The organism is Chryseomicrobium aureum, from assembly GCF_043182735.1.
Taxonomy (GTDB): Bacteria; Bacillota; Bacilli; order Bacillales_A; family Planococcaceae; genus Chryseomicrobium; species Chryseomicrobium aureum.
In genome coordinates, this window is the sequence record NZ_CP171117.1 from 588944 (window position 1) to 608182 (window position 19239).

The 19239-nt window shown below is 42.7% G+C and carries 22 protein-coding genes and 1 pseudogene; 18 read left to right on the forward strand and 5 right to left on the reverse strand.

Annotation, left to right across the window (positions count from 1 at the left end; genetic code table 11):
- Positions 1–11: 11 nt before the first annotated feature.
- The 3 genes from ACF3OH_RS03255 to ACF3OH_RS03265 form a co-directional block, all read right to left on the reverse strand.
- Entirely contained in the window at positions 12–2405 is a 2394-nt protein-coding gene (locus ACF3OH_RS03255) for a heavy metal translocating P-type ATPase (protein WP_392455802.1), read from the reverse strand.
- Positions 2406–2486: 81 nt separating this feature from the next.
- Positions 2487–2702, reverse strand: coding sequence for a copper ion binding protein (locus tag ACF3OH_RS03260; protein ID WP_239584928.1), 216 nt, complete (start codon positions 2700–2702; stop codon positions 2487–2489).
- 12 nt (positions 2703–2714) lie between these two features.
- Entirely contained in the window at positions 2715–3023 is a 309-nt protein-coding gene (locus ACF3OH_RS03265) for a metal-sensitive transcriptional regulator (RefSeq protein ID WP_204590635.1), read from the reverse strand.
- Positions 3024–3140: 117 nt separating this feature from the next.
- Here ACF3OH_RS03265 and ACF3OH_RS03270 point away from each other — a divergent pair, with 117 nt between their 5' ends.
- Positions 3141–3368 carry an Lmo0850 family protein gene (locus tag ACF3OH_RS03270; RefSeq protein WP_204590662.1) on the forward strand — a complete coding sequence of 76 codons (228 nt, stop codon included), beginning with the start codon at positions 3141–3143 and terminating at the stop codon, positions 3366–3368.
- Between the two features lie 261 nt (positions 3369–3629).
- Here the strand turns inward: ACF3OH_RS03270 and ACF3OH_RS03275 are convergent, their stop codons facing one another.
- Positions 3630–4814, reverse strand: a complete 1185-nt coding sequence (locus tag ACF3OH_RS03275) for an FtsW/RodA/SpoVE family cell cycle protein (RefSeq protein WP_392455804.1) — start codon at positions 4812–4814, stop codon at positions 3630–3632.
- A gap of 137 nt (positions 4815–4951) precedes the next feature.
- Between ACF3OH_RS03275 and ACF3OH_RS03280 the strand changes: the two genes are divergently transcribed.
- The 7 genes from ACF3OH_RS03280 to ACF3OH_RS03310 all read left to right on the forward strand — a co-directional run bounded on the left by ACF3OH_RS03280 (position 4952) and on the right by ACF3OH_RS03310 (position 12856).
- Entirely contained in the window at positions 4952–5719 is a 768-nt protein-coding gene (locus ACF3OH_RS03280; protein WP_204590637.1) for a hypothetical protein, read from the forward strand.
- Entirely contained in the window at positions 5719–6807 is a 1089-nt protein-coding gene (locus tag ACF3OH_RS03285) for a D-alanine--D-alanine ligase (protein WP_392456682.1), read from the forward strand. The genes ACF3OH_RS03280 and ACF3OH_RS03285 overlap by 1 nt, the downstream gene beginning before the upstream one ends.
- Positions 6804–8168, forward strand: coding sequence for a UDP-N-acetylmuramoyl-tripeptide--D-alanyl-D-alanine ligase (gene murF / locus ACF3OH_RS03290; RefSeq protein WP_392455806.1), 1365 nt, complete (start codon positions 6804–6806; stop codon positions 8166–8168). The genes ACF3OH_RS03285 and murF overlap by 4 nt, the downstream gene beginning before the upstream one ends.
- A 10-nt stretch (positions 8169–8178) precedes the next feature.
- On the forward strand, positions 8179–8907 hold the full coding sequence (locus ACF3OH_RS03295) for an alpha/beta hydrolase (RefSeq protein WP_392455808.1): 729 nt from the start codon (positions 8179–8181) through the stop codon (positions 8905–8907).
- A gap of 348 nt (positions 8908–9255) precedes the next feature.
- On the forward strand, positions 9256–10782 hold the full coding sequence (locus ACF3OH_RS03300) for a DEAD/DEAH box helicase (RefSeq protein ID WP_204590640.1): 1527 nt from the start codon (positions 9256–9258) through the stop codon (positions 10780–10782).
- Between the two features lie 93 nt (positions 10783–10875).
- The gene (locus ACF3OH_RS03305) at positions 10876–11349 is read left to right on the forward strand and encodes a PH domain-containing protein (protein WP_392455809.1); all 474 of its coding nucleotides are present in this window, start codon (positions 10876–10878) and stop codon (positions 11347–11349) included.
- Complete coding sequence (locus ACF3OH_RS03310; RefSeq protein WP_392455811.1) at positions 11342–12856, forward strand: PH domain-containing protein; 1515 nt, start codon at positions 11342–11344, stop codon at positions 12854–12856. The genes ACF3OH_RS03305 and ACF3OH_RS03310 overlap by 8 nt, the downstream gene beginning before the upstream one ends.
- Before the next feature lie 18 nt (positions 12857–12874).
- Here ACF3OH_RS03310 and ACF3OH_RS03315 read toward each other — a convergent pair whose 3' ends face one another.
- Positions 12875–13504: a rhomboid family intramembrane serine protease gene (locus ACF3OH_RS03315; RefSeq protein WP_392455812.1), complete on the reverse strand. Its 630-nt coding sequence runs from the start codon at positions 13502–13504 to the stop codon at positions 12875–12877.
- A gap of 59 nt (positions 13505–13563) precedes the next feature.
- Here ACF3OH_RS03315 and acpS point away from each other — a divergent pair, with 59 nt between their 5' ends.
- From acpS to ACF3OH_RS03365, 10 genes and pseudogenes are all read left to right on the forward strand, one after another.
- On the forward strand, positions 13564–13917 hold the full coding sequence (gene acpS / locus ACF3OH_RS03320) for a holo-ACP synthase (protein ID WP_392455813.1): 354 nt from the start codon (positions 13564–13566) through the stop codon (positions 13915–13917).
- A gap of 30 nt (positions 13918–13947) precedes the next feature.
- Complete coding sequence (locus ACF3OH_RS03325) at positions 13948–14229, forward strand: hypothetical protein (RefSeq protein ID WP_392455814.1); 282 nt, start codon at positions 13948–13950, stop codon at positions 14227–14229.
- A 33-nt stretch (positions 14230–14262) separates the two neighbouring features.
- Positions 14263–15369 carry an alanine racemase gene (gene alr / locus ACF3OH_RS03330; protein WP_392455815.1) on the forward strand — a complete coding sequence of 369 codons (1107 nt, stop codon included), beginning with the start codon at positions 14263–14265 and terminating at the stop codon, positions 15367–15369.
- A gap of 250 nt (positions 15370–15619) precedes the next feature.
- Positions 15620–15745: pseudogene (locus ACF3OH_RS03335) on the forward strand (transcriptional regulator); the annotation flags it as partial.
- Between the two features lie 5 nt (positions 15746–15750).
- Positions 15751–16101, forward strand: a complete 351-nt coding sequence (locus tag ACF3OH_RS03340; RefSeq protein WP_204590647.1) for a type II toxin-antitoxin system PemK/MazF family toxin — start codon at positions 15751–15753, stop codon at positions 16099–16101.
- A 125-nt stretch (positions 16102–16226) separates the two neighbouring features.
- The gene (locus tag ACF3OH_RS03345; RefSeq protein ID WP_204590648.1) at positions 16227–17057 is read left to right on the forward strand and encodes an STAS domain-containing protein; all 831 of its coding nucleotides are present in this window, start codon (positions 16227–16229) and stop codon (positions 17055–17057) included.
- Complete coding sequence (locus tag ACF3OH_RS03350; protein ID WP_204590649.1) at positions 17054–17416, forward strand: STAS domain-containing protein; 363 nt, start codon at positions 17054–17056, stop codon at positions 17414–17416. Before ACF3OH_RS03345 ends, ACF3OH_RS03350 begins: the two co-directional genes overlap by 4 nt.
- 6 nt (positions 17417–17422) lie before the next feature.
- Positions 17423–17824, forward strand: a complete 402-nt coding sequence (locus ACF3OH_RS03355; protein ID WP_204590650.1) for an anti-sigma regulatory factor — start codon at positions 17423–17425, stop codon at positions 17822–17824.
- 13 nt (positions 17825–17837) lie between these two features.
- Positions 17838–18839, forward strand: coding sequence for a PP2C family protein-serine/threonine phosphatase (locus ACF3OH_RS03360; protein WP_392455816.1), 1002 nt, complete (start codon positions 17838–17840; stop codon positions 18837–18839).
- A 69-nt stretch (positions 18840–18908) separates the two neighbouring features.
- Positions 18909–19238, forward strand: coding sequence for an STAS domain-containing protein (locus ACF3OH_RS03365; protein WP_204590652.1), 330 nt, complete (start codon positions 18909–18911; stop codon positions 19236–19238).
- The last annotated feature ends 1 nt before the right edge of the window (position 19239 follow it).

Below are 19239 nucleotides of genomic sequence, written 5' to 3' on the forward strand. Positions count from 1 at the left end.
AAAAAACCACCTCACGAGGAGATGGTTTTTGGTTTGACGCGTTGCAAGCGCAGGGCATTTAATACGACCGATACAGAACTGAAAGCCATTGCTGCACCTGCAAGCCAAGGAGCCAAGAAACCAGCTGCGGCAATTGGAATACCTAAGCTGTTATAGGCAAAAGCCCAAAATAAGTTTTGCTTGATATTACGAACGGTCAGGCGGCTCATTTCAAGTGTTGCAGGGAGTGTCAGTAAGTCACCTTGCATCAGTGTGACATCTGCCGTCTCCATCGCTACAGAAGAACCTGTACCCATCGCCATCCCAATATCTGCTTGAGCAAGGGCCGGTGCATCATTAATTCCGTCCCCAACCATGGCTACCTTATGACCTTTGTTTTGCCACTCACGAACGACGTCAGCTTTTTGTGTAGGTAACACACCTGCAACGACTTCCGTAATCCCAACTTGTCTTGCAATAGCTTTTGCCGTCTCCGGTTGATCACCGGTCAACATGACAACTTGCATGCCGAGTGCGTGCAACTTTTCAATAGCTGCTTTTGACGAATCTTTTACGGTATCTGCCACTGCAAAAGTTGCCGCGTACGTTCCGTCGACTGCCATGTACAAAACACTCTTTCCTTCAGATTCCCACACATCGACGTGTGGAGAAGGGGAGCCGTCGCAGTTGTTTTCAGCAAGTAGCGCACGTGTACCAATCACGATAGATTTTCCGTTCACTTCAGCTTTAATACCTTTACCTGGGATAGCTTTGAAACCTTCGGCTGGAAATAGTTCTCCTAAATAACTAGACGTAATTGCGCGAGCAATGGGGTGTTCGCTGCCTTGCTCAGCAGATGCTGCAAGTTGTTGTATACCGTCTTTATCGAATCCATCCGCAACTTCAATGTGTACAAGTTCAGGTAGACCTTTCGTAATGGTTCCGGTTTTATCTAAAATGACCGTATCAATATGTTTGGTCTGCTCCATTGCTTCAGCGGTTTTGAACAAAATCCCCAGCTCAGCAGCCCGACCTGAACCCGCCATAATCGATGTCGGTGTAGCTAGTCCAAGTGCACATGGACAAGCAATAACTAACACGGCAATCGTGCTCATAAGACTCGTTTCCAAATTACCGTTTGTTAAGAAGAAGTACCACACAATAAACGTTACAATTGCAATTCCAACGACTATCGGGACAAAAATTCCAGAAATTTTATCTGCAAGTCTCTGGATTGGCGCCTTTGAACCTTGTGCTTGTTCTACGACGCGAATGATTGACGACAACATCGTCTGCTTGCCAATCCCTGTTGCTTCCATGCGTAATGAGCCATGATCATTAATTGTGGCCGCATAGACGATGGCGCCTTCAGTTTTCTCTACAGGTAAACTTTCACCTGTGAGCATCGACTCATTCACGGTAGATGTTCCTGAAATGACTTTTCCATCGACCGGAATTTGATCACCCGGACGAATGATAATCACATCACCTTGTACAACATCGTGAATCGAGATTTCTTGTGATTGACCATCTCGTTCAACCGTTGCAGTTGTAGGTTGAAGCTGCATCAATTTCTTGATTGCTTCGGATGACTGACCTTTTGCACGCGCTTCAAATACTTTTCCGAGAATGATCAATGTAATAAGTACCGCGCTTGTTTCAAAATAGAGTCCTTGGTGATGCCCAGCTCCAGTCAACGTTAAGTAGACACTGTAGAAGTACGCTGCTGATGTACCAAGTGCTACGAGTACATCCATATTCGCGCTACCGTTACGAAGAGCGTTGTATGCACCTTTATAGAACATCGCTCCAACGTAGAACTGAACAGGTGTAGCGAGTGCCCACTGGACGTATGGATTCATCAAAATATCCGGTAAGTACATCCACTCTGTAAAGGAGAAGTGAGCCACCATTGTCCATAGGAGCGGTAAAGATAAAATCGCTGAGAGATAGAATAAGCGTTTCTTATGTCTATAAGCTTCTGCCCGGTGATCAACAGGTTCTTCTTCATTTGGTACAGATGCTCCATAACCGAGAGATTCTACTTTCTTGACGAGTTCCGCTGCAGAAATCTGTGACGGATTGTAGTGAATCTTTGCGGTCTCCAATGCAAGATTGACTGTTGCCTCAGATACACCGTCCACTTTACCTAATCCTCGTTCGATACGGGCAGAACAAGCAGCACATGTCATTCCTTGAATATCTAAGTTTGCAGTTTCGTAGGCTACACCATAGCCAAGTTTTTCAATAGTGGCATTTAAATCAGCAGGCTTTATTTTGGAATCGTCAAACTCAACGTGTGCTTTTTCATTCGCAAAGTTGACAGAAGCTTTTGAGACACCTTCAAGCTTGGATAGGCCACGCTCTACACGATTCGAGCAGGCGCTACACGTCATACCGGTAATCGGAATTTCAGTAGTCTTCATAGAAATCACCTTCCTTTATACTATATAGGGGTATATGTTCGTCGAAAAAATAACTGCATAGAAGCAGCTATTTTCACCGTATTAAAAAGTTTTCACTTTATAACCTTCGTCTTCGATTGCTGCGATGATATCGCGGATTTCGATTGCTTCTGGATCAAACTCGATATCGACTTCACCAGTTTCTAAATGTACATCAACTTCATCAACTGCATCAATTGCTTTCACACGGTCGTGGACTGCTTTCACACAATGCCCACAAGTCATACCTTCAACATGTAATTTAAGTGGTTGGATCATGAATAATCCTCCTTATTTTTTCGTCAGTTTCTGTACAGTTACGAGTAGTTCATCAAGAATTTCTTCGTCCCCAGCGAGCATCTTGTTGCGAACGCAACTTTTCAAATGCCCTTCTAACAAAATATTAGCTACAGAATTAAGTGCGGCTTGTGTAGCAGAAATTTGGGTGATGACATCATCACAATACGCATCGCGTTCAATCATTCCCTTAATACCCCGAATCTGACCTTCGATTCGATTTAAACGAACCGTTAAGTTGCGTTTCGTATCTTCTGAATGATGAGATGTACGTGCAACTGGGACGGCTTGAAGATTTTCCATAGAATCACCTCGAATCTGGATTACTGTAAGTATAGTATACCCACAGAGGGTAAGTAAAGTGAAAGGTTTTAATACGGAGTACGAAGCTTTTACAGACTTTCTACAATTGTAACAAAATTGAAAGATTTAAAAGTGAAGAAAAGTGGTACACTAATAGAGAATTCAAGTTACGAACGGTTTTTATTTTATGGAAAGGGTGAGGTATCGTTGGCTACAGAAATGGATGTTAAAAACTTGGTGAGCAATCTTGCAAAGTTAGGCGTCAAAGTAACCAAAACAAAGTCCCGCCTAGAAATGCTGAAAGCTCTAGCACCACCTGCTGCTCCAAAACCGCAGCACGGTTAAGGCTCCTCGTTTGAGGGGCTTTTTTTATTTGCCTTGCTATCCCTTACTTTTTAGTAGTATGCGCAATTTGAGTTCCATTTTGGGGTTGATTTCCTAGAATTAGTTTCCATAATATGACTTCGATAGAATAAATGTGGATTTGGGTAGAATAAATCTCAGTTTCGGTAGAACAAATCTCGGTTTCGGTAGAAGAACGACCGCTCAGTTCGCAAACAAAAAACCGGCATACACAAAATCGGTGTATGCCGGCGTTCTTCACATCTAATCGTCATCCTGGTTCCCAAACATATACGTCTTATGATGAAACTTCATACTGAAAATCAAACCGAGCGCGAGCATATTCCCCATAAGCGAACTTCCTCCGTAACTAATAAACGGAAGAGGGATCCCTGTGATCGGCAATAACTGAATCGTCATCCCGATATTCTCAAATACGTGGAACGTAATCATCGCGATGATCCCAGCAGCCACATATGTGCTGAATGGATCTTTAAGTTGCAACGTGATTTTTGTTAAATGATAAATTAACACAAAGTAAAGAACGATGACTAAACTTGCACCGATAAATCCATACTCTTCTCCAATTACTGCAAAAATAAAGTCTGTATGATTCTCTGGAACATACACTTCACGTCCGCCATATCCTTTTCCGAAAATTTCACCTGATCCAATTGCGTTTAGCGAACTGATCAAATGCATACCTTCATTGGAAGCGTAGGAATAAGGGTCTAGCCAGGAATAAATACGCGCGAGTTGATACGGACTGAAGCCGAGCGTATTGACGATGAAGTCTTGCATATTTAAAGCCATCCAAATTAACGCTCCACCGATCCCAATTCCAGCTCCAAGTATCGGAAGGATAATCTTCCAAGTGATACCCGCTACAACAATCAAAGCTACTGTGATAGCAATAAAGACGAGCCCAGTGCCAAGGTCAGGCTGTAACATGATAAATGCAAATGGAATGATGAACAAACCACCGATTTTTAGTAAGAGCAAAAAGTCACTCTTTATCGTCTTGAACGGATGGTTCTCATGGTGCTTCACAATAAGTCGCGCAGACCCTAAAATAAAGAAGGTTTTCATAAATTCGGCAGGCTGAATACTACCAATACCCGGTAAGTGGAACCAACTTTGTGCACCGTTTCGTGCTTCTACGAAACCGAGCGTTTCCGGTAGGATAAATAATATAATCAGTGGTACTAAACCGATACCATAAATGAACCATGCCATTTTTTTATAAGTCTCGGGTTCAATTAACATGACGACACCGATTATACCTGCTCCAACTATGTACCAAAACAGTTGCCTTGGAAGGAAGTTAATCCCGTACTGGCCCGTTGTCTGAGCAGACGAGATCGCCATTAAACTGATGATTAAAAAAAGCAATAACAGGAAACCTAAGACCCAATCAAAACGGTCTGTAAATTGTTTATTTGAATTCATTTTGTCACCCACATCTAAATTTCATCCCTTTATTATAACGCACAACCACTTTTTATGCCTGCTTCATTAGACGCAGATAGAAGGAAGATGTTGCAACGGATAAAAGGTGTTAAACTAGAAGGGAGGAGGGACGTCTTATGAAAAAAGTAAAATTACCATCAGTAGATGAATATGTGCACCACTTATTTGTACATGGAAATGAAGGACAAAATTTTGCGCTCTTTAGCGGTTTGACGTTCCCTACAGTGCTTCATTACTTTGCAGATACAAACGTAATTGTGTTACTTGAACATGGCTACGAGGACGCTTCATTTGATATGCATACGCAGTTCGAATACATCGTGCAAGAAGAATTTAAAGATTTTGTGACATCCTTAAAAGATCAAAAATCGCGTCTTTGTTTATTGGATGTAGCCGATGAAAAACGATTGATTCAACTCTCTCCGCAGGAACAAGCAGAACTGCTATATGTCGCACACAAAAAAGAGACATTCCGGAGTCCGTTTTATCATACGTTGAAAAATCGCTTTGTCTATCTTGGTGATGAAAGTGATAGGATTTCAAAAGTGTATTTCCGGGAATACGATGAGATGATGCGTCTCGTCGTTCATTTGTTCAATCAACTTGCAGCACAAAAGACTCGATCAAACATGTTCTTCAGAAGACGTGTTCAGCAAGTAGTACCTGAATTGATCCATGAACAATTTATACTCTTTGAAGATTTACTTGAAGATGGGGCCTTGCTGTCACTTGCAAGGTTAGATGATGGGAGCTTTCGACTTGAACTTCGAGAAATAGCAGACCCTTCGTTTCCAGATGAAATCATGCAAGATGTCGATACGTATTTAACACAACCAACCCTGGGCTTACTCCCATTTGTAGCCCGTTCGAAAATGGAGGACTAATTATGAAGAAAATTGGAATTGTGTATGGTGGAAAGTCCGCCGAACACGAAGTATCGTTGATGACCGCTAAAGCAGTAATCGCTGCACTAGATTTTTCAACGTATCAAGTTACACCGATTTACATCACACTAGATGGAGAATGGGTGTGCGGAGAAAAATTAACAGCACCTGTTGAGGAGGCAGAAGCGCTTCGTTTCACAGGCACTGACCAGCCAAATTCAATCGCTCAGTTTGTAGAGCTTGCGTCAAATCCAGAGACACGTTTTGATCTGGTGTTCCCTGTTCTTCATGGACCTAATGGGGAAGATGGTACGATTCAAGGCTTGTTTGAGATGATGAACTTGCCATACGTAGGAAATGGCGTCCTTGCTTCGTCAGCAGGAATGGACAAAGTCGTGATGAAACAATTGTTCACACAAGCAGGTTTGAAACAAGTACCTTATGAATACTGCTTACATAGTTACTACAACGCCCACAAAGAAGAATTCTTAGATGCCTGCGAACAGAACCTCACATACCCACTGTTTGTAAAGCCTGCCAACTTAGGTTCAAGTGTCGGAATTTCCAAAGCGAAAACACGTGAAGAACTAGAAGCTGCGATTCAGTTTGCGTTTGAATACGATCGTAAAATCGTCGTCGAACAGGGAATCACGGCGCGTGAAGTCGAGCTTTCGGTTCTAGGAAATGACGAGCCTAAAGTATCCATTGCTGGAGGAGTATTGCCGACAAAAGACTTTTATGATTATTCGGCAAAATACGTAGATGGTACGACAAACTATGCAATTCCTGCTGAAATCACAGAGCAAGAACTAAGTGACCTGCAACAAGCGTCAATTGACGCATTTAAAATTCTGGATTGCTCTGGTCTAGTTCGTGCAGATTTCTTCTTAACGACAGATGGCGACGTGTACATTAATGAAGTCAACACATTACCAGGATTCACTCCAATCAGCATGTATCCAAAACTATGGATTGCATCTGGAAAAACGTATGCGGAACTAGTTGAAGAATTAATTCAACTTGGACTTGAGCGTTTTGAGGAAAAGAAACATCGTGCCTACACGCGAGACGAGGATGGTTCAAAATGAAAAAGACATTACGTGAACTAGCAACATGGTTAGGAGCTGACGCAAAAGAATTTGGAGACGTCATCGTGACGGGTGCTTCATTAAATACGCGTACACTACAGCCGGGAGAATTATTTATTCCCTTCCGCGGTGAACAGGTCAATGGCCATAAATTTGTTGAGCAAGCATTCGAGCAAGGCGCGAGTGCAGCACTTTGGTTAAAAGATGAGCCGAACCCACCTACAGATCGCCCGCTTCTCTTTGTAGAAGATTCCGCGAAAGCTCTTCAAACGCTAGCAGCTGCCTATCGTCAAGAATTGAAGGCGACGTTTGTTGGTGTGACCGGATCAAACGGGAAAACATCGACGAAAGATTTGCTTGCTGGACTTTGTGAACCGTATTTCAAAACAATCAAAACACAAGGGAATTTCAATAATGAACTCGGGTTACCATTGACACTTCTTGCAATTGATGAAGATACGGAAGTTGCAGTTCTTGAGATGGGCATGAGTTCATTTGGAGAGATTGAATTTTTATCAAACCTTGCCAAGCCTGCATTTACAGTGATTACGAACATTGGAGAAGCGCATTTACAAGATCTTGGCTCTCGTGAGGGCATTACAAAAGCAAAAATGGAAATCATCTCAGGAATGTCACCTGAAGGGAAATTGTTCTTTGATGGAGATGAGCCACTTCTGCTCCAAGCCGTTGCTGAAAAAGCTGATTTGCACGCCATCCCGTATGGCAAGGGAGAGAACTGCACACTGCGCCTCACATCAACTGCATTTTCGACAGAAGGAACACAGTTTACAACAGAAGGTGAAGTAGTAGGCGATTTCGTACTTCGCGTACTTGGTGAACATCAAGCGAAAAATGCACTTGCTGCGATTTTGATCGGTCGCGAACTAGGGTTGACGGTAGACCAGATCAAACAGGGGTTGAAAGACGTTATTTTAACGGATATGCGCATGCAAGTGATAGAGACGGATGGACCTACATTTATTAACGATGCATACAATGCCGCACCAACTTCCATGCAAGCCGCAATTCATTTCCTCCGTGACGCCGATTTTGGGAAGAAAAAATGGCTCGTACTTGGAGATATGTTAGAACTAGGAGAGGCCGAACTTGCTTACCATGCACAACTTGCCGCTTCCATTAATAAGCAAGATTTCACTGGAGTCGCATTGATCGGACCACGTATGAAGGCTCTCTATGAAGAATTGCAAGGGTCATTTGGGGATGCCGTGTACTGGACAGATGAGATGGAAAGCTTACAACAACATTTGACAAAAAAATTAACATCGGACGATTTGGTTTTACTCAAAGGCTCAAGAGGTATGAAAGTAGAAAGAGCCATGGAGACATGGAACCGAAAGTGAGTGAAGTCTGATGAAGACCGGTGTGTTATTTATCCATGGCTATACAGGTGCACCTTATGAAGTCGAGCCGTTTGTGGAGTATGTTGCGAAACATACAGACTGGACATTGTCTGTCGTCACGCTTCCAGGACACGGGGAAGAACTCGAATTGACTGAAATGCTAGCAGAAGATTGGACGATGGAAGCTGAAATCGCCGTCCGAAAACTTTTGCCTCAAGTCGATCGACTGTATGTCGTCGGATTTTCGATGGGCGGGCTGATTGCGATGTATCTGTCTCTTCGTTATCCTGTCGAACGCCTCGTGCTTTTAAGTGCAGCAGCCAAATATATAGCACCTGGACAGATGCTACAAGATATTCGTGAAGTAGCTGTTGATTTGTTGAAAAAACAAGCGGATCAAAATCCTGTCTACATGCGCTACCGTCAAAAAGCAGGAAAGACCCCGATTCGATCTGCTTATCAGTTTACGCGTGTACTAAAACTTGTTGAACCGTACTATAGTAAGATTACGATTCCGGTATGTATCGTCCAAGGGAAGAAAGACGGGATTGTGCCTTTTCAAGCAGCAGAGTATCTCTATGATCAGCTAGGGTCTGAAGAAAAGGAACTTATTTTCTCAGACTGTGGAAAACATCATATTTGTTACAGTGATGATTGTGATGACTGGTTTGAAAAAGCTCTTTCTTTTTTGAACAAGCCGATTCCTATCCCTCAAGACATGCAAACGCATACAACTTGAACAATTTGTGAATAGAATTAGAAGTAGTGGGAACACTAAGTGCACATGCGTTGCTTTTTAAGGTGACGCATGATACACTGTTTTGAGCAATGGATACATTTTGTGTAAAGACTCTTCTGTTAGTTTGCGAAGAGCGCTTTTTTTTTGAACTTAACGGCTGTGCTAGACGTACTTAAACGCTCACCAGCCGCTCGGCAATCACCGGGCTTTCCTATTATTAATTACCTCTCGTGAAACCCACAGAGATTTTCGTAACGGAGACGTTCCTCTTTATTTGGCTCGAAATTTGCCGCCAGTCATCTGAAAATGTAACCATTTGTCAAAACAGAAACAAAGGAGATTAGTATTTTGACAAATTTTTCAGAATTAAACATCAGTGCTTCAACATTAAAATCTATTAAACGTATGGGTTTTGAAGAAGCAACCCCAATCCAAGAAGGTACAATCACACATGCAATGGAAGGGCGCGACGTATTAGGTCAAGCTCAAACAGGTACTGGTAAAACAGCTGCTTTCGGTATTCCATTAATTGAAAAGATTGACCCAAAAAACCCGAACATCCAAGGATTGATCATTGCACCAACGCGTGAGCTTGCAATCCAAGTATCAGAAGAACTTTACAAGCTTGGTTATGACAAGCGTGTAAAACTTTTATCTGTATACGGTGGACAAGATATCTCTCGTCAGATTCGTGCGCTTAAAAACAATCCACAAATAATCGTTGGTACTCCAGGACGTATCTTGGATCACATCAACCGTCGTACATTGAAACTTGAAAACGTCAATACATTAGTTCTTGACGAAGCAGATGAAATGTTAAACATGGGCTTCATCGAAGATATCAACACGATTCTTTCGAATGTTCCAGACACGCGTCAAACACTTTTATTCTCAGCTACTATGCCTGGACCGATCCGCAAAATTGCGAACACGTTCATGAAAGAGCCTGTAGAAGTGAAAATCAAATCAAAAGAAATGACAGTGGAAAACATTGAGCAATTCTTCGTGAAAGCAGCAGAACGCGAGAAGTTCGATGTGTTATCACGTATCATCAATGTTCACCAACCGGAACTTGCGATCATCTTCGGTCGTACAAAGCGCCGGGTTGACGAACTATCTCACGCTCTTAGCATCCGTGGGTATATGGCAGAAGGAATCCATGGTGACCTTAGCCAAGCAAAACGTATGTCAGTATTGAAGCAATTTAAAGAAAATAAAATTGACATCCTAGTAGCGACTGACGTTGCTGCACGTGGATTAGATATCTCAGGCGTTACACACGTTTACAACTTTGATATTCCACAAGATCCTGAAAGCTACGTTCACCGTATCGGTCGTACAGGCCGTGCAGGTAAGAGTGGAATGGCGATTACATTTGTAACACCACGTGAAATGGGTTACCTTCGTATTGTTGAAGAAACAACGAAGAAGCGTATGACACCATTACGTCCACCAAGTGAGGACGAAGCATTACTAGGTCAACAACGCGTGGCAATGGAAACATTGACAGAGCTAGTTGAAAAGAATGACTTAGGTGATTACCGCGCTCTAGCAACTGAGCTTCTTGAAAACTTAGATGCAGTTGATTTGGTAGCAGCAGCTATTAAATCAATGACAAAAGAACCAAGTGATCAGCCTGTGACAATCTCTGAAGAGCGTCCACTTCCAATGCGTGGAGAACGTTCTGGTGGAGGTCGCGGAGGATACCGTGGTGGAAACCGTTCAGGCGGAGGCCGTGGTGGTCGCTCAGGCGGTTCAGGTGGTCGTAGTGGAGACCGTGGCGGCGCTCGTCGTTCATCGGGTCCACGTGATGGTTCGACTCGTCGTTCTGCACGTCCAGCATCATCTGCACGTCCAGCACGTCGTAACGACTAATTCAATTTCAAGCTTCTCTTCCTTTTGGAAGGGGAGCTTTTTTTTGAAACTTCATAGCATATAATACGTATAGGAGAGTAAGGAGGGATTATCATGCAAACGGGAAATCATTTATCACGCAAAGGGCTCACGGTCTGGCGCATTTATGGTCTTATTCAATCATTAATTCTTGTGCTGATTGCAGGTGGAATCAGTGCGTTTAATTTTTTCTTTTTCGGGCTCGGTTGGCTCTACATAGTGACCATCAGTTTATTAGTGATTTTAATCGTACTGATTATTGGGGTACTGCCAAGTTTACGGTGGAAGCGCTGGCGTTATGAGGTACGAGAACATGAAATCGAATTGCAACATGGGCTTTTTATAGTGACACGAACATTAATTCCGATGGTTCGCGTACAACATGTCGATACTGAACAAGGCCCGATTTTGCGCAGTTACAATTTAGCCTCTATACATATTTCGACGGCTGCCACTTCGCATACGATTCCATTTTTAGACGAAATAGAAGCCGAATCGATGCGCAGAAGAATTTCGGAGCTTGCAAGGGTGGCGGAAGATGATGTCTGAGACACGATATAAACTACATCCGGTGGCTGCAGTCATCACATTTGTAAAAGGGTTGAAAGATCTTATTTTTCCACTAGTGATTTTTTTGATTTTAGGCAATACAGGGGGAGAAGATGGTGGCCTCTTTCGGTTCATACCCTATGTTCTAGGTGGACTTGCCTTACTTCTCTACCTTATATCGGGAATCATCAAATGGTGGAAGTATGAGTATTGGTTTGAAGATGGCGAACTCCGCATCGAATACGGCTTGATTGTCAAAAAGAAACGGTATATTCCGTTTGAAAGAATTCAAAGCCTGGATTACACAGAATCCATTTTTCACCGACCGTTCAAGCTTGTGAAAGTGAAAGTAGAGACAGCTGGTGGGGGTGTAAGTGGAGAAGCGGAAGCCGAGTTAACAGCGATAACACTCGCTGCAGCCGATCAAATCAAACAAGAAATGATTGCCGCAAAGAAAAAGGGTGTAAAAGTAGTAGATGAAGTGGAAGGAGATAGTTTGGAAGAGGGAGTTGACGCAATTCAGCCAATTGAATTAGAGTCAGAAACTGAATCTCAAACGTCCACGACTCGACTGCTGCACAAAATGAAATCCAAAGACTTACTACTACTCGCCGCAACATCTGGTGGGATCGGAATCATTTTCTCTGGGGCCGCTGTTGTGCTCTCTCAGTTTTCAGAATTTATTCCTTACGAAGCGATCTATAATGAAGCATTGGAGCTGTTCCGTTTTGGAGCAATGTTTGTAGCGTTACTTGTTTTTGCGGTGGTGTTGATAAGTTTCCTGGTCAGTGTAGTTTTAACCTACTTACAAAACTATGGCTACACAGTCACGCTCGACGATAAAGAGTTGATTATTCAGCGCGGGTTATTAGAGAAAAAACGAACGACCATTCCGATGCACCGTATCCAAGGGATCCAACTTGTTGAAAATCCATTTAGGCAGTTATTCGGCTATGCGACCATCGTGCTGGATAGCGCAGGGGGGAGTGTGTTAGAAAAAAGTGAAACGGTCAAACTCGTTCCGTTAATGAAACGAACGGAGGCTGTTACCTTACTGACAGACTTATTCCCAGAATGGGACTGGGATCCAGAGTTTACCCGTGCACCAAAACGCACACGTAAGTTTTACTACCGAATCAATTTACTACTCATCGCGATAATAGGGGCTGTGTTAAGTTATTTCTTCTACCCATATGGACTCCTATTCTTCTTACTGATTCCTGTGAGTGTGGCATTTGATATTTGGAACCATAAGGCAAGTGGTATAGCTATACGAGATACTTATTTAGCGATGCAGTACCGCTTTTTCTCTCGTAAGACCGTGTGGCTTGCAAAGAAACGAATTCAAGCAGTGACGCTTTCCCAGTCTTACTTTGAGAAGCGGGCGGATGCAGCTTCTATACATGCTACTATCAAGTCAGGCGCGCTCGGTAGCCAGCATAGTTTAAAAGCGATGGAACGAGACGATATGCAACGCATTATGAACTGGTATTTACCAAACGTATAAAAAAACCGCGACCGGCTGCTAACGACGCAGTGCGGTACGCGGTTTTGTTTTTTTCCATTTCGATAAGCGACTTGGGTGGAAATAATAGAACCCAAGAATGAATCCTGTAATCAACCCACCAAAGTGAGCTGTGATGTTGATATTCGGCATTACAAATGTCATGACGATTCCAATCAAAATGATAGGAAGGATGATTTGTTTCAATTGAGGGAGTGCATTGCGTGTGTAATAGACGAGTGCAGCAAAAGCGCCAAAAATTCCGTAGATGGCTCCACTTGCTCCGAGATGCATATAATTCGCATCTTCTAACACGTATGATGCAAGTGTACCTGCGATTCCGGATAAAAAGTAGATCGTCAAAAAGCGTGTGCGACCTGCGATCCGTTCTAGTTCTGGTCCGAATAAAAACAGGGAGAACATGTTGAACAGTAGATGCATGATGCCGCCGTGTAGAAACATCGGGGTAATCAGTCTCCAATAGTCACCTGCGGCAATAGAGCCGTTGTGGCCGATTCCAATCCCATAAACATAAGGCCCGATGATTGGGAGATTTGCTATAATGTGAATAGCAATAGTTACAACGAGAAGGGTAAAGACGACCGGATAATATGTTCGGTATTCTCGGAAATTTTCATGTCGTATAAACATAGTAGGTTTCACCTCATTCGATTTTAGTATACATGGTAGAGAGGAGCAATAGAAGCAGAATGATTAAAGGGATTGGACTAGACATTATTGAACTGGACCGGATTGGCCGGTTGATTCAAAGGTCACCAAAATTCTATAAACGCATCCTGACACCAAATGAGCAGGCATATTATGAAACAGCAATACCGAGTCGTCAAATTGAATTTTTAGCAGCCCGCTTTGCTGCCAAAGAGGCATTTGCGAAAGCACTCGGAACGGGAATAGGCGCCAGCTGTAGTTTTCAAGATATTGAAGTTGTGAAAAATGAACTCGGTGCACCTTCCATCGTTTATAAAGAAAATCAATTCCAAGCATTTCTCTCCATTACACACACAAAAGAGTATGCGGCCGCGCAAGTGATTCTGCTGTCATAGGAGTCAGTCCTTCGCATAGAATGACCTAGAATGGTAGGAAGAATTGAAACGGCAGAAGGGAAACGGGTCATCTTGCACTACAGTGGAGACAAATCCTTTACGATTGTTCAACAACCTTCTGCACCAAATGCGCTGCTACCTGTATTTGCACCAGGAGATCCAGCACCCCTAGATTTTCAACTTGGTGCTATGACGGACTATTCGATGCAGTGGGAAGAAGCGGGTGTCTCTTATTTCCTAGCCTCCACACAGTTGACTCCAGATGAAATGATTCAAGTCGCTGCTTCGATGTCGGCGCATTCACAAAAATAACAACTTATCCTACGACAAAAGAAGGTAAACATCATGACACATTATCGTCCAACCTATTTAGAAATCGATTTAGATGCAATCTCTACAAATATCGCAACGTTAAAAAACCAACTAAACGAAGAGACAATGATTATTCCGGTAGTCAAAGCAAATGCCTACGGTCACGGGGCAGTCCGTGTTGTGCAGCATATAGAGGCGCAAGGTCTCCAGTTCTTCGCAGTGGCCACACCGGATGAAGCAGTAGAATTAAAAGAGGCGGGGAGTCAGTCGGAGATACTTGTTCTCGGCAACTCTCCGCATTCGTTTATACCGTATGCAGAGCGTCACCGTATTCATTTAACCGCGCACTCTTTGGAATGGATTCAAAACATCCCGACTACTGCATCTCCGTTTCTCCATATCAAGTTAGATACGGGGATGGGGCGGATTGGGTTACAGTCTGAACAGGAGTTAAAAAAAGCATTGCGAGTGATTGCGCAACATAAGAACTGGAGGATTGAAGGTGTTTATACACATTTTGCAACTGCTGATGAAGCGATAAATCCACACTTTGAACAGCAGTTGAAAAAGTTTGAGAAGTGGCTAGCTTTATTCCCTGAACGTCCTCGACTTGTGCACGCTGCAAATAGTGCGGCCGCTATCCAGCATGGGGGAGCAGCTTTCTCAGCTGTACGGTTTGGAATATCGATGTATGGCATTGCAGCCTCTGATTGGATGAAAGAAAATCGTCCATTTGTGTATACACCTGCTATGCGATTGGTATCGGAGCTTGTTCACGTTAAGCAAGTTGAAGTAGGTACATCGATTGGGTATGGCGCATATTATACAAGCGCAGAACCTGAGTGGATCGGTACCCTTCCAATTGGTTATGCTGATGGATTATTACGCGGGCTAAAGGGGCTCTCTGTATTGATTGAAGACACAGTTGCACCTATTGTCGGCAAAATTTGTATGGATCAAACCATGATTAAATTGCCGAAAGAGTTTAAAGTAGGTACAAAGGTGGTATTACTAGGTTCAAATGGGGTACATACCATTCCTGCTGAAGAATGGGCGGAATACTTACGTACAATCCCCTATGAAATCTGTTGTCAACTTTCGTATCGCGTTCCACGGATTTACCCACAATCTGACAAATAAAACTAGTACTTCCTACGTAAATTTCTATTAGATTGTCGAAATAACCTTTCTATGAGAGGGAATCGATGGTAAGATGAAAGAAATTGTCGTATAGAGGAAAGTTTTGTCGGAGGTGTTTTTTGTGGGGGGAAAGTCAGATAAAATAGAAACAGTTTATCTGTTAGCAGATTATATGGAGGAAGTCCGTCCCGTATACGGAAAGCGTGTTTTGAAAAAACACGTTACGAAACTGCATGGACAAACATCAATTATACGAGAAGCCATGATACAGGGGTACCTGGAAATGTCTCGTATTAATTTGTCTATTTGCAGTGAATGTCTTCATGCAGAGTATGAGGCGCATGATACCACTGAGCGACTCGTAAGTGGAGGCTGACATATTTGATCGTAAAACGAGGAGATATCTTCTACGCAGACTTATCACCGGTAATCGGGTCTGAACAAGGTGGCACAAGACCCGTACTGGTTCTGCAGAATGATATCGGAAACCGATTTAGTCCAACCGTAATTGTCGCGGCAATTACAGCTCAGATTCAAAAAGCAAAGTTGCCTACGCATATCGAAATCGATGCGGAACGGTATCAGTTAGAGCGCGACTCCGTAGTTTTACTAGAGCAGTTACGAACTATTGATAAATCCCGACTCACAGACAAACTCACACACCTAGATGACGAAGTGATGGAAAGCGTAGACCATGCAGTGGCTATTAGTCTAGGCCTCATCAAGTTTTAATACATACATAGAAAAAGCACAGTGCGCTACTGTGCTTTTTTTCATGGAATAATCAGCAGGTGCTAAAATAAACAATTTCAGCTACAATAAAACTACTACAGAATTTAAAGGAGTGTCTCCGTGAAATGAACGTTACACTAGCAAGTTACATACGTGAGAATCTAAATCCGATTCTAGAAACGTGGAAACAATTTATGGAAGAAGAAGGAGATGGCAAGTTCTTTCAGATCATGTCAGACGGTATGATTGATTCAACTGCCCGTGAGCTAGGCGAATTACTCATTGTCAATCTCACAGAAAATGACGAGGAATTCTCACAAAAAGTAGAAGAATTCTCTATAAAAATAGCACGTCATGGCTGGTCCATTTCATTTGTCATGAAAGCCTTATCGAATTTCACAGAAGCAATCTATGATCATATGGGAAAATCCGATTTCTTAAATGACAACAAATCAGGTAACTACATTCGGTTAATGAACAATTGGCTGACGCCTTTAAATCACAGCATTGTGGAAGCCTACTCGAAAACGTGGGAACGAACAGTGCACCTGCAAAAAATGGCTTTACAAGAATTGTCTGCGTCGCTTATTCCGGTCTTTGACAAGATCTCAGTCATGCCACTCGTTGGAACGATTGATACAGAGCGCGCAAAATTAATTATGGAAAACTTACTTCAAGGTGTGGTGAAACACCGTTCAGAAGTTGTACTTTTAGACATTACGGGTGTCCCAGTTGTAGATACTATGGTGGCACACCATATCATCCAAGCAGCTGATGCTGTTCGTTTAGTCGGAGCAAAATGCATGCTCGTTGGTATTCGACCAGAGATTGCTCAAACAATTGTGGCTCTTGGTATCAACTTAAATGAATTCACAACGACGAGTACACTACAACGAGGGATGGAACAGGCCCTCGCCATTACAAATCGACAAATTGTAGAGGTGGAAGAAGAATGAGAACTCGTATTCCGATATTAAAACTACGTGACACATTGATCGTTTCAATCCAATGGGAACTTGATGATCAAATGGCGTTATCGTTTCAAGAAGATTTATTAAATAAATTACACACTACAGCTGCACGCGGAGTTGTGATTGACCTGACGTCAATTGATTTCATTGACTCATTCATTGCGAAGGTTTTAGGGGACGTCATTAGCATGTCCGGATTAATGGGAGCAAAAGTTGTCATTACTGGTATCCAACCAGCGGTAGCAATCACACTTATCGAGCTTGGTATCCGTCTAGAGGATGTCGCAACAGCTCTTGATTTAGAGAATGGATTGGAAAAACTTGAACGAGAATTGGAGGACTAATCCATTATGAGCATTGAGTCTTCTGTAGATATCATTACGGAGTGGGATATCGTTGCAGCGAGACAGCTTGGACGTAACGAGGCAAAGGAAGTCGGTTTCGGAACTGTTGACCAGGCTAGAATCACAACAGCGATAAGTGAACTCGCTCGTAATATATACTTATATGCCGGCAAAGGGAAAATAACAATTGAACGCGTCACAGACGGTGCTATGAAAGGCATTATTATCATTTCAGCTGACCAAGGACCAGGAATTGCCGATCTTCGAAAAGTTATGGAAGATGGCTACACAACATCTGGTGGGCTAGGAGCAGGTATGCCAGGGGTCAAACGTTTGATGGATGACTTTAAAGTAGAGACGGAAGTAGGCGTAGGAACCACGATTACAGCTACGAAATGGCTGCGTTAAGGAGTGAAATCGAATGCCTCAAGAAGTTGAAAGGCAATACAAAGCGATTTTGCGAAACTATTTAGAACAGCAAAATGAGCTGAACCTCTATGAGGGGCAAACGTTCAGTAAACAGCTGATTCAAAAGAATATTTCTCCGGAAGAGATGATTGGCATACATAGAGCGGCGCTCGAAGAAGTTGTTTCTGAGGTCCCGGAGAAAATTGAGCATTCCTTCGATTTATTAATCGAAGTGATGATTCGCTATGGCTTGGCATTACATGAACACCAAAATTTAATACAAAAACAAGAGAACTTCCGTATAGAAATGGATTTAGCTACAAATGTTCAAAAAACACTGCTTAAGACGACTGTTCCACAAGTCGATGGATTAGACATTGGTATGCTATCGGTCCCAGCAAAAGAGATGAATGGAGACTATGTACACTTTTTGGCAGACTCACAAGCAGTGGGAATTGGTATTGCAGATGTTATCGGTAAAGGGATTCCTGCTGCACTATGCATGTCCATGATCAAAAATGGAATGGACAGTGTGGATTCTGCTACGGTCGATCCAACCATTGTGTTGGATGTAATCAATCGAATCGTCGAGAGAAGTGTAACAGACTCCATGTTCGTTTCCATGATGTACGGAAATTACGATACGACAACAAATACGTTCACATATGCTTCAGCTGGTCATGAACCTGCACTGCATTATTCTTTGGAAGAGGGGGCCTTTCACGAATTATTCGTAAAAGGTCTCCTTCTCGGTGTCTTGCCTCAAACGACTTATCACTCCCAGACGACGAAGTTAGAAGTTGGAGACTTTATCGTGATGATGACCGATGGAGTGACAGAGTGTCGTTCGAAAGAAGGGTTTATTGAGATAGAAAAAGTTATGTCCATTATTGAAGACGTCAAGTCAGAGTCGGCGCAAGAGATGGTGGAGTATGTATATCGCGAGTTGATTTTGTTACAAGATTTTGAACTTCGCGATGATTTTACGCTTGTGATTGTGAAAAGGACCGTTTGATATGTTTACTCCCTGACAGATGAGGGGTATAGAACGTTAAACTTATATACTAGACAAGGGGAAACGATTATGAATATTTCAGTAGACTTACAACGAGAAGATAACAAGGTTTTAGGTTTTATCGAAGGTGAGATAGATGCATTCACGGCACCAATGCTACGCGAAAAATTAGCTGAAATCACATTGGAAGATTCTAAAGAAATTGTACTCGACCTTTCAGAGGTCTCTTATATGGACTCGACAGGTCTTGGCGTATTTGTAGGATTTTTTAAGAATGTAAAAGCAGAGAATGCGAAATTGAAATTAACTGGTTTGTCTTCACGACTCAAGCGTTTATTTGACATCACAGGTCTTGGAGAAATTATGGACATAGAATCATCAACAGGAGAGGTGAAGTGAA

Excerpts from the sequence above, each read along its gene's own strand:
- ACF3OH_RS03255 (WP_392455802.1), bottom strand. The coding sequence starts at position 2,405 with ATGAAGACTACTGAAATTCCGATTACCGGTATGACGTGTAGCGCCTGC.
- ACF3OH_RS03260 (WP_239584928.1), bottom strand. The coding sequence starts at position 2,702 with ATGATCCAACCACTTAAATTACATGTTGAAGGTATGACTTGTGGGCAT.
- ACF3OH_RS03265 (WP_204590635.1), bottom strand. The coding sequence starts at position 3,023 with ATGGAAAATCTTCAAGCCGTCCCAGTTGCACGTACATCTCATCATTCA.
- ACF3OH_RS03275 (WP_392455804.1), bottom strand. The coding sequence starts at position 4,814 with ATGAATTCAAATAAACAATTTACAGACCGTTTTGATTGGGTCTTAGGT.
- ACF3OH_RS03280 (WP_204590637.1), top strand. The coding sequence starts at position 4,952 with ATGAAAAAAGTAAAATTACCATCAGTAGATGAATATGTGCACCACTTA.
- murF (WP_392455806.1), top strand. The coding sequence starts at position 6,804 with ATGAAAAAGACATTACGTGAACTAGCAACATGGTTAGGAGCTGACGCA.
- ACF3OH_RS03295 (WP_392455808.1), top strand. The coding sequence starts at position 8,179 with ATGAAGACCGGTGTGTTATTTATCCATGGCTATACAGGTGCACCTTAT.
- ACF3OH_RS03305 (WP_392455809.1), top strand. The coding sequence starts at position 10,876 with ATGCAAACGGGAAATCATTTATCACGCAAAGGGCTCACGGTCTGGCGC.
- ACF3OH_RS03310 (WP_392455811.1), top strand. The coding sequence starts at position 11,342 with ATGTCTGAGACACGATATAAACTACATCCGGTGGCTGCAGTCATCACA.
- ACF3OH_RS03315 (WP_392455812.1), bottom strand. The coding sequence starts at position 13,504 with ATGTTTATACGACATGAAAATTTCCGAGAATACCGAACATATTATCCG.
- acpS (WP_392455813.1), top strand. The coding sequence starts at position 13,564 with ATGATTAAAGGGATTGGACTAGACATTATTGAACTGGACCGGATTGGC.
- ACF3OH_RS03325 (WP_392455814.1), top strand. The coding sequence starts at position 13,948 with ATGGTAGGAAGAATTGAAACGGCAGAAGGGAAACGGGTCATCTTGCAC.
- alr (WP_392455815.1), top strand. The coding sequence starts at position 14,263 with ATGACACATTATCGTCCAACCTATTTAGAAATCGATTTAGATGCAATC.
- ACF3OH_RS03345 (WP_204590648.1), top strand. The coding sequence starts at position 16,227 with ATGAACGTTACACTAGCAAGTTACATACGTGAGAATCTAAATCCGATT.
- ACF3OH_RS03350 (WP_204590649.1), top strand. The coding sequence starts at position 17,054 with ATGAGAACTCGTATTCCGATATTAAAACTACGTGACACATTGATCGTT.
- ACF3OH_RS03355 (WP_204590650.1), top strand. The coding sequence starts at position 17,423 with ATGAGCATTGAGTCTTCTGTAGATATCATTACGGAGTGGGATATCGTT.
- ACF3OH_RS03360 (WP_392455816.1), top strand. The coding sequence starts at position 17,838 with ATGCCTCAAGAAGTTGAAAGGCAATACAAAGCGATTTTGCGAAACTAT.
- ACF3OH_RS03365 (WP_204590652.1), top strand. The coding sequence starts at position 18,909 with ATGAATATTTCAGTAGACTTACAACGAGAAGATAACAAGGTTTTAGGT.